Origin of the sequence: Hominimerdicola alba 8 (assembly GCF_000178155.2) — a bacterium.
Taxonomy (GTDB): Bacteria; Bacillota; Clostridia; order Oscillospirales; family Ruminococcaceae; genus Hominimerdicola; species Hominimerdicola alba_C.
In genome coordinates this window covers 36,523-52,124 of the sequence record NZ_ADKM02000062.1, presented here as the reverse complement: position 1 = coordinate 52,124, position 15,602 = coordinate 36,523, and the positions used below count along the sequence as shown (strand labels likewise).

General features: G+C 48.9%; 7 protein-coding genes. 4 read left to right on the top strand and 3 right to left on the bottom strand.

All coding sequences use genetic code 11. The annotated features are described in order from the left end of the window. The first annotated feature begins 364 nt into the window (after positions 1-364). Positions 365-2,725: a phosphoketolase family protein gene (locus CUS_RS05640; protein WP_002848560.1), complete on the top strand. Its 2,361-nt coding sequence runs from the start codon at positions 365-367 to the stop codon at positions 2,723-2,725. A gap of 196 nt (positions 2,726-2,921) precedes the next feature. On the opposite strand, the gene CUS_RS05635 is transcribed toward CUS_RS05640, so the two are convergent. The 3 genes from CUS_RS05635 to CUS_RS05625 all read right to left on the bottom strand — a co-directional run bounded on the left by CUS_RS05635 (position 2,922) and on the right by CUS_RS05625 (position 9,314). Then, positions 2,922-5,165: a DNA gyrase/topoisomerase IV subunit A gene (locus tag CUS_RS05635; RefSeq protein WP_002848352.1), complete on the bottom strand. Its 2,244-nt coding sequence runs from the start codon at positions 5,163-5,165 to the stop codon at positions 2,922-2,924. A 43-nt stretch (positions 5,166-5,208) separates the two neighbouring features. Further along, positions 5,209-7,194, bottom strand: a complete 1,986-nt coding sequence (locus CUS_RS05630) for a DNA gyrase/topoisomerase IV subunit B (RefSeq protein ID WP_002848485.1) — start codon at positions 7,192-7,194, stop codon at positions 5,209-5,211. Between the two features lie 629 nt (positions 7,195-7,823). Continuing rightward, positions 7,824-9,314, bottom strand: coding sequence for a dockerin type I repeat-containing protein (locus tag CUS_RS05625; RefSeq protein WP_002848639.1), 1,491 nt, complete (start codon positions 9,312-9,314; stop codon positions 7,824-7,826). A gap of 285 nt (positions 9,315-9,599) precedes the next feature. Between CUS_RS05625 and CUS_RS05620 the strand changes: the two genes are divergently transcribed. Genes CUS_RS05620 through CUS_RS05610 form a run of 3 tightly spaced genes read left to right on the top strand, consistent with a single transcriptional unit; the run spans position 9,600 to position 15,142 of the window. Further along, complete coding sequence (locus tag CUS_RS05620; protein ID WP_002848178.1) at positions 9,600-10,679, top strand: carbamoyl phosphate synthase small subunit; 1,080 nt, start codon at positions 9,600-9,602, stop codon at positions 10,677-10,679. Between the two features lie 16 nt (positions 10,680-10,695). Further along, a complete protein-coding gene (gene carB, locus CUS_RS05615; RefSeq protein ID WP_002848374.1) occupies positions 10,696-14,751 on the top strand; it encodes a carbamoyl-phosphate synthase large subunit in 4,056 nt (1,351 codons plus the stop codon). Between the two features lie 58 nt (positions 14,752-14,809). Then, on the top strand, positions 14,810-15,142 hold the full coding sequence (locus CUS_RS05610; RefSeq protein ID WP_002848315.1) for a hypothetical protein: 333 nt from the start codon (positions 14,810-14,812) through the stop codon (positions 15,140-15,142). Positions 15,143-15,602 lie beyond the last annotated feature (460 nt).

Here is a 15,602-nt window from a genome sequence, read left to right as displayed (position 1 = left end):
ATGCTGATATTAATGCAGTTTCACCTTTGCGGGGACAGTTTTTGTCCCCGCATTTTTTGCTTTTATAAGGTTTTGAATATCGGATATGTAATAACAATTGCTAAATGCAGATACATACAACTTGCAAATTTGTATTGCTTTGATTGACCAAATGTTGTGACAACTTATATGCGCAAAAAACGGTCGAAAGGGCGTAAAAAGGCGCTCGGGTGAGATATTTCTTTGAAGCGGACATGCCAATTATTGTCGGAGATATTCGCAAAAATTAGCTTGTAAGCGTGCGGGAAGTGTGCTATAATATTGTCATTGTGAAAATGTTGTCAATCTGGGATTTTCACACAAATTTTTAATCGGAGGGTCAAAAATGTCTGATGTAACAACCATCACACCCGAGCTGCTGGACAAAATGAACAGATATTGGGACGCTGTGAACTATCTTTCCGCAGGTCAGCTTTATCTGCTCGATAACCCGCTGCTCAGAGAACCGCTCAAAAAAGAGCATATCAAAAAGAAGATCGTAGGTCACTGGGGCACTGTTCCCGGTCAGAACTTCATCTACGTTCACCTCAACCGCGTTATCAAGAAGTATGATCTTGATATGATCTACATCTCAGGTCCCGGTCACGGAGGAAACTTCATGGTCGCAAATACTTATGTTGAGGGCTCTTATTCAGAGGTATATCCCAACATTTCAAGAGATGTTGAGGGCATGAGGAAACTGTTCAAGCAGTTCTCTTTCCCCGGCGGAATATCTTCCCACGTTGCACCCGAAACTCCCGGCTCTATCAACGAGGGCGGTGAACTTGGTTATTCTCTGGCACACAGCTTTGGTTCGGTTTTTGATAACCCCGATCTTATAACGGCATGCGTTGTGGGCGATGGTGAAGCTGAAACAGGTCCGCTGGCTACTGCATGGCATTCTAACAAGTTCCTGAACCCAGTTACCGATGGTGCGGTGCTGCCTATACTTCACCTGAACGGCTACAAGATCTCCAACCCCACTGTTTTCTCAAGAATTACCCATGAAGAGCTGGAGAGCTTCTTCAGAGGATGTGGCTGGAAGCCCTATTTCGTTGAGGGCAGCGACCCGATGGAGATGCACAGGAAGATGGCTGAAACTCTCGACACTGTTATTGAAGAGATCAAGACTATCCAGAAGGACGCAAGAGTCGGCGGCAAGACCGAAAGACCTATCTGGCCGATGATCGTATTCCGTTCACCAAAGGGCTGGACAGGTCCGAAGTGGGTAGACGGCAACGAGATCGAGGGCACATTCAGAGCGCATCAGGTGCCGATGGATATGTCACAGCCTGAGCACATGGCTCAGTTGGAGGAGTGGCTGAAAAGCTATCACCCTGAGAAGCTGTTTGATGAGAGCGGCAGACTTATCCCCGAACTGGAAGAGCTGGCTCCCACAGGCATCAGAAGAATGGGCGCTAACCCACATGCAAACGGCGGTCTGCTGCTGAGAGATCTAAGACTTCCCGATTTCCGCGACTACGGCATCGAAGTTCCCGCGCCGGGTGCTACCGAAGCGCAGGATATGATCGAACTGGGCGGCTTTGTAAGGGATATCTTCAAGCTGAATGCAGAGAGCAGGAACTTCCGTATTTTCGGACCTGACGAAACCATGTCGAACAGATTGGGCAAGGTATTTGAAGCTACCAAGCGCGACTGGAACGCTGACATGAAGGACAACGACGAGTTCCTTGCGACTGACGGTCGTGTAATGGACAGCTATCTTTCCGAGCATATGTGTGAGGGCTGGCTGGAGGGCTACCTGCTGACAGGTCGTCACGGTTTCTTTGCAAGCTATGAGGCTTTCATCAGAATAGTTGACTCGATGTTCTCGCAGCACGCAAAGTGGCTGAAAGTCACCAGTGAACTCCCCTGGAGGCAGAAGATAGCATCGCTGAACTACATTCTTTCTTCAAACGTATGGCAGCAGGATCACAACGGCTTCACCCATCAGGATCCCGGTTTCCTCGACCACGTTGCCAACAAGAAGGCAGATGTGGTAAGAATGTATCTGCCGCCCGACACCAACTGTCTGCTGAGCGTTTTCGATCACTGCATACGTTCCAAGAACTACGTGAACGTTATGGTCACTTCCAAGCACCCTCGTCAGCAGTGGCTGACTATGGAGCAGGCTGTAAAGCACTGCACACAGGGTATCGGCATCTGGGAGTGGGCTTCAAACGATCAGGGTCAGGAACCTGATGTGGTACTGGCATGCTGCGGCGACACCCCGACTCTTGAAGCGCTGGCGGCTGTCACCATAATGCGCAAGAACATGCCGAATGTAAAGATAAGATTTATAAACGTTGTTGACCTGTTCAAGTTACAGCCCAAGAGCAAGCACCCTCACGGACTGTCTGATGCTGAGTTCGATGCGCTGTTCACTAAGGACAAGCCCATAATCTTTGCATTCCACGGTTACCCAACACTTATCCACGAACTGCTTTACCACAGAAACAACCGCAATCTGTACGTTTGCGGCTACAACGAGGAAGGCACTATCACCACGCCGTTCGACATGCGTGTACAGAATGAGATAGACCGTTTCCACCTTGTTATGGAGATGCTGAAGCGTCTGCCGCAGCTGGGTAACACAGGTTCTTACCTGTACCAGATGATGCAGGACAAGCTGGTCGAGCACAAGCAGTACATTCACGAGGTCGGTCTTGACCTGCCCGAAGTACGCAACTGGAAATGGGACGTTTGATAATTCATAATTCATAATTCACAATTCATAATTATTGACATGTGATATAGTATGCTGCCCCTGCGGGATCGTTCTGCGGGGGCAGTTTTTAATTCATAATTCATAATTCACAATTCATAATTATTGGCTGGCGTAGTATACTGCGCTGACCAAAATAAAAACGGGCATCTTGCGATGTCCGTTTTTGGCTTATTTATCAGAAAAGCTGTAACTGGTCGGGGTCTTCGAGGTCTTTTGCCAGACTGCCTGCAACTGGTATGGTCTTGCTGCGGAACTTCGACAGCGTTTCAGCTTCTTCATCGCTGACGATGTAGGCTTTTTCTATCTTTGCATTCTTAGCCTTAAGGGTCATGACCTGAACGCCCTGAGTGTTTCTGGTGGTTTTTGGCAGAAGAAGTGCTGTATCGAAAAGCAGCGCCCTGCCGTTGGTCGTCCTCAGCATCACCTGTGCGTTGTCGTTCAGCTTGAGTATCGTCACAAGACCTGCCTTTTCGCAGTATGCGTTGGACAGCTTTTTGCGGTTGGTCTTTGTTTCGTAGGCGTTGAGCGGGACTTTTGCCGCCTTGCCGTTGTCGTAGACGAACAGCAGGTAGCCCGAATAGTCCATAGTTTCGACCATTGCCGAAAATCCCTCACCGCTGTCAAAGCCCAGCACTGCGGGGATATAATCACCGAGGTCGCTCGCTTTTGTGTTGCCGAATCTGCTTGCCTTAGCCTTGTACACTGCCGCCTTGTCGGAGAAGAACAGCAGTTCCGCCCTGTTTGAGGACTCTATCTCCGCCATCATGCGGTCGCCCTCTTTCAGTTTCTGGTCGCTTGCCATTCTCAATGACTGCATGGTACATTTCTTGAAATAGCCGCTCTCGGAGATGAACAGCTTGCATGGGTAGTCCTCTATCTCTTCCTCTTCTTCGACTTCTTCGATGTCGCTCTGGTAGAAGAACTGTGTTTTGCGTTCCTGACCGTAGTTCTTTATAACATCGTTCAGTTCGCTGATGATGACCTGTTTCAGCTTTTTCTCGCTGCCCAGTATCTCTTCCAGTTCAGCTATCTCTTTTTCGAGTCTTTCGGTATCGGCGGTGCGCTTTAAGATGTACTCGCGGTTGAGGTGGCGCAGTTTTATCTCAGCCACGTATTCAGCCTGTACCTCGTCAATGCCGAAGCCTATCATCAGGTTGGGAACGACTTCGCTCTCTTCCTCAGTTTCACGGATTATCTTTATTGCCTTGTCGATATCCAGCAGTATCTTGCCCAGACCTTTCAGCAGGTGGAGTCTGTCGCGCTTCTTTTTGAGGTCATAGTTTACCCTGCGTTTTACGCAGTCAAGCCTGAACTTTGTCCACTCGTCCAAGATCTCATACACGCCCATTACCTTAGGGTAGCCGTGTACCAGTATGTTGAAGTTGCAGGAATAGGTATCCTGCAAGGGGGTCAGCTTGTAGAGTTTCTGCATCAGCTTTTCGGGGTCAACGCCTTTTTTGATGTCAATACCTATCTGCAAGCCGTCGAGGTCTGTTTCATCTCTGATATAGGATATCTCCTTTATCTTGCCCGCCTTTACCAGTGCGATTATCTTTTCGATTATCGCTTCGATGGTAGTGGTGGCGGGTATCTCGGTGACCTCTATGCACCTCTCGTCGGAATTGTAGCGGTATTTTGCCCTCAGCTTTACCGAACCTCTGCCTGTGCGGTATATTTTGTCGAGTTCGGCTTCATCGTACAGCAGATAACCGCCGCCGGGAAAATCAGGACCTTTCAGTGTATCAAGTGCATTAGCATCGGGATCTTTCATCAGTGCGATGGCAGTTTCGCAGACCTCAGTGAGGTTGAAAGGGCAGACTGCCGAAGCCATCGAAACGCCGATGCCGACGTTTGCGTTTACCAGTATCGTCGGGAAAGTGGCAGGGAAGAGAGTAGGTTCGGTCATGGTGTTGTCGTAGTTCGGCACGAAGTCCACCGTTTCCTTGTCGATATCCCTGAAAAGCTCTTCGCAGATGGGTTCCAGCTTAGCCTCAGTGTATCGCGATGCCGCGTAAGCCATATCGCGCGAATAGGATTTGCCGAAGTTGCCTTTTGACTGCACGTATGGGTGCAGAAGTGCCTCATTGCCGCGCGAAAGTCTTACCAGTGTTTCATATATCGCGCCGTCACCGTGAGGGTTGAGTTTCATTGTCGCACCCACGATGTTTGCGCACTTTGTCAGCTTGCCCTTTATAAGACCCATCAGGTACATGGTGTAAAGCAGTTTTCTGTGGGAGGGCTTGAAGCCGTCTATTTCGGGGAATGCTCTCGATACGATGACGCTCATCGCATAAGGCATGTAGTTTTTTTCAAGGGTCTGGGTGATCTTCTGTTCAGCCACCAGACCCGCGCCCTCGATGTAAGCGTCCATCTTGGGGGCAGCAGCCTTTTTCTTAGGCTCTGCTTTTTTTCTTGCCATATTTTACTGTCCTTTCGTATTATGTAAAAGCTGTTATGCCATGTTAAGAAATGTCAGCCATTTCGAGATAGTCAGCGCCGTTATTTGTGATGAATTCTTTTCTGCCCGCCAGGTCATCGCCCAGAAGCATGTTGAACATCCACTGGGTCATCTCCACATCATCGGGGTTGACCTTGATAAGGCGGCGGGTTTCGGGGTTCATGGTGGTAAGGCTCATCATGTCGGCTTCGTTCTCGCCAAGACCTTTCGAGCGCTGTATGGTAAAACTCTTATCGCCTATCATTTTCAGTATCTTGTCCTTTTCGGGTTCGTCATAAGCGAAGTAGGTCTTGTCTTTGGTAGTTATCTCGAACAGCGGCGATTCTGCGATGTACACATAGCCCTTTTCGATAAGGGTAGGAGTCAGCCTGTACAGCATCGTGAGTATCAGTGTGCGTATCTGGAAGCCGTCAACGTCCGCATCGGTACAGATGACGACTTTGTTCCAGCGAAGATTATCGAGGTTGAAAGCCGAGAGGTCTTTCTTTTTGCCTGTATTTACCTCAACGCCGCAGCCCAGCACCTTTATGAGGTCGGTGATTATCTCGTTCTTGAATATCTTGTCATAGTCAGCCTTAAGGCAGTTGAGTATCTTGCCGCGAACGGGTATGACAGCCTGAAATTCCGCATCACGCGCCAGCTTTACCGAACCCAGCGCCGAGTCACCCTCCACGATGTAGAGTTCGCGCCTGCTCAGGTCTTTCGAGCGGCAGTCAACGAACTTCTGCACCTGATTTGACAGGTCTATGGTGCCCTGCAACTTCTTTTTAATGTTCAGCCTGGAAGTTTCTGCGCTCTCGCGGCTTCTCTTGTTGACAAGCACCTGCTCGGCAATTTTCAGCGCTTCATCAGGATTTTCGATGAAGTACACCTCAAGGTTGTGCTTTAAAAATTCGGTCATGCACTCCTTGATGAACTTGTTGGTTATCGCCTTTTTGGTCTGGTTCGCATAAGAAGTCTGTGTTGAGAAAGAACTTGATACCAGCACAAGGCAGTCAGCAACGTCCTGGAAGTTTATGGGCTTTTCGTTTTTGTTATACTTGTTGTTGTTTTTCAGATATGCGTTTATCTGCGAAGTGAAAGCGCTCCTCACCGCATCATCGGGCGAACCGCCGTGTGAAAGGAAGCTGGAGTTGTGGAAATATTCCAGCGTCTGCACCTTGTTTGAGAACACGAAAGACACGCCCAGCTTGACCTTGTATTCGTCCTTGTCGGCGCGGTCGCGTCCGCGTCTGTCGCCTGTGAAGTACTGAACGTTTGTCAGCGTATCTTCGCCCGCTATCTCCTTGACATAATCGGCTATACCGTTCTCATAGAAGAAAGTTTGCTCTTCAAAAGTGCCGTCATTTCTCTGCACCCTCAGCAGGAAAGTCACGCCGGGATTTACCACAGCCTGCTTTTTCATAACGTCTTCAAAGAACGACTTATCGATATTTATATCGGTGAAAACATCGAGGTCGGGTTTCCAGTGAGTGCGGGTGCCTGTTTTTTTCTGCTTTGTTTCTTCCTTTTTAAGACCGCCCTTGTTTTCGCCCTTTTCAAAATGCAGGTCGTACTTATAGCCGTCACGGAAGACCTCAACGTCCATATATTCTGACGAATACTGTGTGGCACATGCGCCCAGACCGTTAAGACCCAGCGCAAACGAATAGTTCTCGCCCGAATTGTTGTCGAACTTGCCGCCTGCGTACAGTTCGCAGTAGACCAGTTCCCAGTTATAGCGCTTTTCACGCTGATTATAGTCAACGGGGCAGCCTCGTCCGAAGTCCTGCACCTCGATGGAATTGTCATCGTACTTGGTCACGATTATCTTGTCGCCGTGACCCTCTCTTGCTTCATCTATTGAGTTTGAAAGTATCTCAAACACCGAATGCTGACAGCCGTCTATGCCGTCAGAGCCGAAAATTACCGCAGGACGCTTGCGCACACGGTCAGCGCCTTTCAGCATCGTAATATCGTCATTAGCGTAATCCTGTTTTTTGTTAGCCATTTCATAACCTCACATTATTAAATGTATCCCGATTTGGTCGTATATTTCTCCCCCCGCCGAAGGCTGTGGAGAAATACGAAATATGACTATCCCTTTAGCACACCAGCTGAAAATGCTGTAAACAAAAGGATAATTGAGCGCTCCATATCTTTCCCCCGCCTGCGGCGTGGGAAAGATATCCGCCAACCACTTTAAGTTCTGCTAGATCGCTGTTTTTTGTGGTGTGTCAGCGGGATAAGCATAATACGAAATAACAGCCATTCTGTATCATCAGCAATACACATAAAAATCGGGAATTGAATGTAAACAATTGTTCGTATTAAGTATAATTCAGCATACACAGTTATTATATCACACCTGACGGCATTTTGTAAAGACCCTTGTCAAAAAATTTACCTTTTTTAAAATATTATGATATACCCTGTTGTGGTGAAGAACGCTGTTCTGTTTTCGGTCTTGGGCTGACCCAAAAACGGCTGATACAGGGCAAAACGGGTATCGGCGCTGAGATAGCAGCTTGAGTGGGGAGGGTATCAGCGCGCGGCTGTGTTTGGTATAAGCGTAAATAAATGTACAGCAGAACAGAAATTATCCCCGCAAGTATGCAAGCCTTGCGGGGATATATGATATCAGACGTATTTTCTCGGTATCTTCTTTGAATTCTTTACATGTGCCGCGATGCTGGAAACATCGGTGATGTTTATTTTTCCGTTCTCGTCAACATCGGCGGTCAGCGGACCTCTGCCGTCCAGCTTTTTGATGCCCTTGACCTGTGCAGCAACTATGGAAACATCTATTATATTGATGGCACCGTCACGGTTGCAGTCGCCCAGCAACAGCGGCTTTACATCAACAGTGAACGATTTTTGCTGTATCTTTTTGGTATCGGTGACTTTAACTGTGTTGCTGTTTATCACATAGTCACGCGCCAGAATGGGGTCATCGAGCACCAGCTGGTAGGTCGATGGCTGAATGTTGTAGATGCAGTAGCCTTTCTGCGGGAACTCGAAGATGTTGTTTATCTTCTCGACACTTCGCGGAAGCTGAACCTGGCGCACAGAACCGCCGCCGCCGCCGATAGATGAATCATCGCGGAAGGTATAGTCATACTCCATATAAGCGGTGAGTTCATCTTCGCTTACCCACAGCTGAATGTTTCCGTCAGCATCGGGGATAGGTGCTGATATAGCTGCACCGCTGTAATACAGTGCCGAGAAAGTATTTACCGACTGGTCACCGCGAAGATCGTAATGGTAGGTCTTGCCGAATGCTTCTTTGTCGATCGTAAGGTCGCTGTTGCAAAAATCGGGAAAAGCCTCAGTGAAAGGTATTTTTACTTTCAGGTATGTGGTTTCGTGGTCGTATGCCTGACAGGTGTAACCGCCTGCGCGTCCGCCGTTGACACGAACATGATAGGTGCCCGGCTGTGCTTTGAACTTTACAGTCTTGCCTGCGACATTGCACATTCTCAATTCGTTGCTCTGCGGGTGGTCGCTTACAAGGTCGGCCGAAGAGATAGGTTCAAGCCAGAAATAGGTGGTCTTGTCGTTGTTGGTGGCATACTTGGCATCGGTATCCACCAGTATCGTATTTGCGGGGACAGTGACCTGATCGACTATGTTGAACTTGTTCTTGTCAGCATAATAGTAATAGTATTCGTCCTTGAATTGCAGGTAGTATTTGTCGCCGTTGATAACGCCGCCGCCGACTGCATTGTACATCTGACCTGTGGGTTCAACGCCCTTTATCGGGTCGGGAGTGAATAGGTCGTAAACATCGTCATATCTGTCATAGCTTGATGGGAACCATTTGGCATCGCTGACACTGTGGTAGCTTGAAAAATCAAAAGCGTGTTCATCAAGCACTTCAAGCCTGCTGTCACCGCCGCCGAATCTGGCGACCACATCGCCGCTGCTGTTTTTCAGCGCGAATTTCATATCGTCCATGTTAACTCCCTCGCCGGCTTTGACGATGAAGTTGAAATAAGGCTTGTTTACACGTACATCTATGACACTGTCGGGGTTTGAAACATCGACATCATAGTAATAAGCCGATACAGGCATCGTATTCAGCACCATCACAGCCGCCGCAGACAGTGCCGCAATTTTTCTTTTAAGCATGTTTTTACTCCTTTTCTTTTTTGACAAAAGATTTATCTAATACGAATATATGATACCACATTGTCAATGTCTTGTCAAGAGAAAAATCGGCAGTAACTTTAAAGATCGATTTTCGATGGATCAAGGATAAGAAGATACATAACACAGAAATGTTAATGCTTGTCAGATAATGTCAGTTTCCAAAATCTCAGCTAAAAAATAGGGTGATTTTGTACAGACCCCCACTTTACAAACGGACGGGCTTGTGTTATAATATGGGGAAGAATGTACAAAGGAGGACTTGATGTGCATAAGGCATACCTTATTCTTGAAAACGGCACTGTATTTGAGGGCAAGTCGTTCGGCGCTGAGGGCGAGGCTGTCGGCGAGATAGTTTTCACCACTGCGATGACAGGCTATCTCGAAACACTTACCGACCCCAGTTATTACGGACAGATCGTTGTCCAGACTTTCCCGCTGATCGGCAACTACGGCGTGATCCCCTCTGATTTTGAGTCGGACTGCCCCCATGTAAAAGCATATATTGTAAGACAATGGTGTCAAGAACCCAGCAACTTCCGCTGCGAGGGTGATCTTGACATTTTTTTGCGTAAAAACGGCATAGTCGGTCTTTACGGCATCGACACACGCCATCTCACCAGAATAGTGAGGGAACACGGCGTTATGAACGGCAAGATAGTCGCTTCGTATGACGGCACTGTACCTGAGGAGATAAAGGGCTACAGGATAATCGATGCGGTGAAGAACACCACCTGCGATAAGGAAGAAGTTTTCTCGCCTGAGGGTGAGGTAAAGCGCAGAGTAGTGCTGTACGATTTCGGCGCTAAGGCTAACATCTGCCGCTGTCTTGTGAAGAGAGGGTGTGAGGTCACTGTTGTACCCGCATACACAAAAGTGGAGCGCGTGAAGGAGATCGCTCCTGATGGCATAATGCTTTCAAACGGACCAGGCGACCCCGCTGAGAACACCGAGATAATCGAAGAACTGAAAAAGATAGCTGAACTCAAGCTGCCTACATTCGGCATCTGTCTGGGGCACCAGCTGCTTGCACTGGCACACGGCGCTAAGACCGAAAAGCTGAAATACGGTCATCGCGGTGCTAACCAGCCCTGCAAGGAGATAGCTACAGGCAGAGTTTATATCACTTCTCAAAATCACGGCTATGCAGTCGTCAATGACTCGCTGCCCGCTGGTGCTGAGGTCAGCTTTGTGAATGCTAATGACGGCACCTGCGAGGGTGTATGCTATACTGACGAACCCGCTTTCTCGGTGCAGTTCCACCCTGAGGCTTGCGGCGGTCCTCTCGATACAGGCTTCCTGTTCGACCGCTTTGTCGAGTTGATGGACGAGTACAAAAATGTTTAGAAAGGACAGATAAGATATGCCTTTAAATAATGAAATACGCCGCGTTCTGGTCATCGGGTCGGGTCCTATCGTTATAGGTCAGGCTGCTGAGTTCGACTATGCGGGCACTCAGGCTTGCCGCGCTTTGAAGCAGCAGGGTCTTGAGGTAATACTGATAAATTCCAATCCCGCCACCATCATGACAGACAATGCGATGGCGGATAAGATATACATTGAACCGCTGACACTTGAAACGGTCAAGAGGGTGATAATCAAAGAGCGCCCTGACAGTCTGCTGTCAACACTTGGCGGTCAGACAGGTCTTACCCTTTCGATGCAGCTGGCAAAAGAGGGCTTCCTTGAAAAGTACAATGTAAAGCTGCTGGGCGCTAACCCAGAGACCATCGACAAGGCTGAGGACAGACAGCTGTTCAAGGACACTATGGAGTCGATCGGTCAGCCCTGCATACCATCTAAGGTCGTAAATACTGTTGAGGACGCTGTGGCTTTCGCAAACGAAGAGGGCATCGGCTATCCGCTGATAATCCGCCCCGCATTCACTCTCGGCGGAACCGGCGGCGGAATCGTCAACAATGAAGAGGAACTTATCGAGATAACCAGAAACGGTCTGTACCTTTCGCCTATCACACAGGTTTTGGTGGAAAAGTGCATAGCAGGCTGGAAAGAGATAGAGTTCGAGGTGATGCGTGACTCTAAGGGCAACGTGATAACCGTCTGCTCGATGGAGAACTTTGACCCTGTGGGCGTTCACACAGGTGACTCGATAGTTATAGCGCCTGCGGTTACACTGGCTGACAAGGAGTATCAGATGCTTCGCTCGGCGGCGCTGAAGATAATCGACACACTGAAAGTGGAGGGCGGCTGTAACTGTCAGTTCGCGCTGAATCCCGAAACTTTCGAGTATGCTGTAATAGAAGTAAATCCCAGAGTTTCGCGTTCGTCGGCGCTGGCTTCAAAGGCTACGGGCTACCCCATAGCTAAGGTGGCGGCACAGATAGCTATCGGCTACACCCTCGACGAGATAAAGAACGCCGTAACAGGCAAAACTTACGCATGTTTCGAGCCTGCGCTGGACTATGTTGTTGTAAAGCTCCCCAAGTGGCCTTTTGACAAGTTCGTTTATGCAAAGCGCGAACTGGGCACACAGATGAAGGCAACGGGCGAGGTCATGGCGATAGGCACTACTTTCGAGCAGGCTATCATGAAGGCTGTGCGCGGCGCTGAGATAGGTCACGACTGCCTTATCTCGCCAAAGATGGCAGACCTCACCCTTGAAGAGATAAAGGACAAGCTGAAAAAGCCAAGTGATGAGAGGATATTCCTTGTATACGAAGCACTCAGGCGCGGCGTGAGCGTTGATGAACTTCACGCTGAAACTATGATAGATGAGTGGTTTTTGTACAAGCTGACAAAGCTCATCGACATGGAGAGGAAACTGGCTAAGGGCGATGTTTCAAAGGAAACTTACCTTGAAGCAAAGCGCATGGGCTACCCCGACAAGGTCATTGAGCGCATAAGCGGCGAACCTGTGAAAGAACACGCACATGCTGTCTTCAAGATGGTCGATACCTGCGCGGCTGAGTTTGCGGCTAACACACCTTACTTCTATTCGACATATGATGACGAGGACGAAGCGGAGGAATTTATCGCTGAGCAGAAGCAGAAGAAAGAAACTGTCATCGTATTCGGTTCGGGTCCTATAAGGATAGGACAGGGCATCGAGTTCGACTATGCGTCGGTACACTGCGTATGGGCGCTGAAAGAACACGGCTATGATGTTGTAATAGTCAACAACAACCCCGAAACTGTTTCCACCGACTTTGATACCGCTGACAGGCTGTATTTCGAGCCGCTGACCGATGAAGATGTTATGAACATAATCCGCGTTGAGAAGCCCGCAGGCGTTGTTGTGGCTTTCGGCGGACAGACGGCTATCAAGCTGACAAAGCACCTCAATGAGAACGGCGTGAAGATACTGGGCACACCTCCCGATTCGATAGATGCGGCTGAGGACAGAGAGCGCTTTGATGAGCTGCTGGAAGAACTGCACATCAAGCGTCCTGAGGGCTTCACGGTAATGACCTGTGAGGAAGCGCTGGAAGTTGCTGACAGGATAGGCTATCCTGTGCTGATGCGTCCATCTTACGTGCTGGGCGGTCAGAACATGATAATCGCATTCAACGAAGCAGATATTAAGGAGTACATGGCGATCATACTCGATCAGGGCATCGAGAACCCTGTGCTGATAGACAAGTATCTGATGGGTATCGAACTGGAGATAGATGCTATCTGTGACGGTGAGGATATACTCATACCGGGTATCATGGAACATATCGAGAGAACAGGTATACACTCGGGCGACTCGATAGCTGTTTACCCCGCATGGAACGTTTCCGACAGGCTGATAGACAAGGTAGTTGACTGCTCGAAGAGATTGGCGCTCTCGCTGAAAACGAAGGGTCTTGTCAACATACAGTACCTTATCTACGAGGACGAACTTTATGTCATCGAGGTAAACCCGCGTTCTTCAAGAACTATACCGTACATCTCAAAAGTTACGGGCGTGCCGATGGTAGACCTTGCAACAAAAGCTATGCTGGGCGAAAAGCTGAGAGATATGGGCTACGGCGTGGGTTTGCACCCGAATTCGCCTTATGTTGCGGTAAAGGTGCCTGTGTTCAGCTTTGAGAAGCTGATAGGCGTTGACAACCATCTGGGACCTGAAATGAAGTCAACAGGCGAAGTACTGGCAGTTTCAAGTTCGCTGGAAGAGTCGCTGTACAAGGGTCTGACTGCGGCAGGCTACAAGCTGGAACAGAAGGGCGGCGTGTTCATCACGGTGCGTGACTCCGATAAAAAGGAGATACCTCAGACCGCGAAGATGTTCTCGGATCTGGGCTTCAAGATATACGCTACTGAGGGTACTGCGAGGGTACTGCACGATCACGGCATCAAGGCGGAAGCTGTCAAGAAGATACACGAGAGTGATGAAAACACCCTGACCCTTATCGAGAGCGGCAAGGTAAACTACGTTATCTCCACATCTTCAAAGGGACGCATACCGTCAAGAGATTCTGTTAAGATAAGAAGAAAGACGGTCGAGTGGAACATACCATGCCTGACTTCGATAGATACCGCGAACGCTATCGCGGCTTCCATAAGAAGCAAGTACAATGAATCGAACACCGAGATAGTCGATATTAACAACATGCGCCGCGAAAAGACCACACTGCACTTCACAAAGATGCACGGCTGCGGCAACGACTATGTATACTTCAACTGCTTTGACCGCATGATAGATAACCCTGAGGGCTTTGCGCTGAACCTGTCTGACAGGCATTTCGGCGTGGGCGGTGACGGTGTTATACTGGTATGCCGCTCTAAGGTTGCTGACGGCAGGATGAGAATGTTCAACCTTGACGGTTCGGAGGGCAGGATGTGCGGTAACGGCATACGCTGTGTTGCAAAGTTCATGCGCGATAACGGTCTGGTAGACCGCGACAGAATGACCATCGAAACGCTTTCGGGCATAATCAAGGTAAAACTCAGCAGGCATTACGGCGAGGTAAACGGCGCTACTGTTGACATGGGCGCGGCTATACTCGAACCTGAGAGGATACCATGCACACTTCCTGCTGACGAAAACGGCAGAGTTGTTGACAGGGAAGTTGAGATAGCGGGCGAGAAGCACCGCGTTACATGCGTATCTATGGGCAACCCTCACTGCATCGTCTTTATGAACAATATCGATGATATGGAGATAGAGAAGATAGGTCCGAAGTTTGAGCATGACCCGATATTCCCTGAGAGGGTGAACACCGAGTTCATCAAGGTGATAGACAGCCACACACTGAAAATGCGTGTATGGGAGCGCGGTTCGGGCGAAACATTCGCATGCGGCACAGGCGCTTGTGCGGCAGTGGTGGCGGCAGTGCTGAACGGTTACTGCCCGATGAATGAGGAAGTCACTGTTATGCTGCGCGGCGGCAACCTGACTATCCGCTACACTGAGGACACAGTCTACATGACAGGCGAAGCTGTCACTGTGTTCGAGGGAGATATAAGAGTTTGATATCAGCATTCAGCCCGCTCGTTTCAGCGGGCTGAATTTCGATATATAAGAGAACATTATGGAAAGATACAGAGTTGAGATGATAATAGCGGGCGCATTGCTGTTCCTGCCGGGTGCGGCTATGATAGCGCTGAACTATTATCTGATATACGCGGGCAGAAAAATGCGGAAACTGCCAAAAGAAGAGCGCAAAAGACTGCCGTCGGGTGCGCCGTTTTACGGCGGTATGCTGTGTGCGCTGGGGCTGATAGTGGCTTTTGGCATAAAGCGGGTATGGCTGTGGGTGATACCTCTTTTGGCTGACCCCGGATGTGTCGGCGGGCTGGCTCTGTCTTTGTTTCTGGAATATCTGCCCGATATAAAGCAGAAGTTCAGAAAGAGGGAGAAATAGAGGATACGTGCTTTTATAGCAATCCAACTTTTTAAATTCACAAAATTCAGTCGCAAAAGCTGGGATCTATGGGTTTTGTGACTGGATTTTGTCTGAAATTTAAGGCGGATTGCTATAGTGATCTGTTTTTCTGTACGGATAAAAAGTGGGAACAGCTGTGGGCTGTTCTCTTTTGTGTGATGGTTAGTTTTGTATAACCAAATTGACAAAAAGCGCTTGCTATTTCGCGAAAAGCGTGGTATAATAGTAGTGCATCTTTTATAATTCATAATTTATAATTCATAATTCATAATTATTGGCAGGGGCGGAAGATCTGTGCGTTTGAAATTTTGGGCGAAATGCCCGTGTTTGGACTGTTTACCAAATTGAAGGGCGCTGCCCCTCAAACTCTCCGCAAGCCCTACGGCGGCGGGCTTGACCGAACGCTTTGACTCGCGCTTTACTTTGTTTGCGGCACTGT

Bases quoted from the DNA above. Each gene is read 5' to 3' on its own strand.
- carB (WP_002848374.1), top strand. From the start codon at position 10,696: ATGCCTTTAAATAATGAAATACGCCGCGTTCTGGTCATCGGGTCGGGT.
- CUS_RS05640 (WP_002848560.1), top strand. From the start codon at position 365: ATGTCTGATGTAACAACCATCACACCCGAGCTGCTGGACAAAATGAAC.
- CUS_RS05625 (WP_002848639.1), bottom strand. From the start codon at position 9,314: ATGCTTAAAAGAAAAATTGCGGCACTGTCTGCGGCGGCTGTGATGGTG.
- CUS_RS05635 (WP_002848352.1), bottom strand. From the start codon at position 5,165: ATGGCAAGAAAAAAAGCAGAGCCTAAGAAAAAGGCTGCTGCCCCCAAG.
- CUS_RS05610 (WP_002848315.1), top strand. From the start codon at position 14,810: ATGGAAAGATACAGAGTTGAGATGATAATAGCGGGCGCATTGCTGTTC.
- CUS_RS05630 (WP_002848485.1), bottom strand. From the start codon at position 7,194: ATGGCTAACAAAAAACAGGATTACGCTAATGACGATATTACGATGCTG.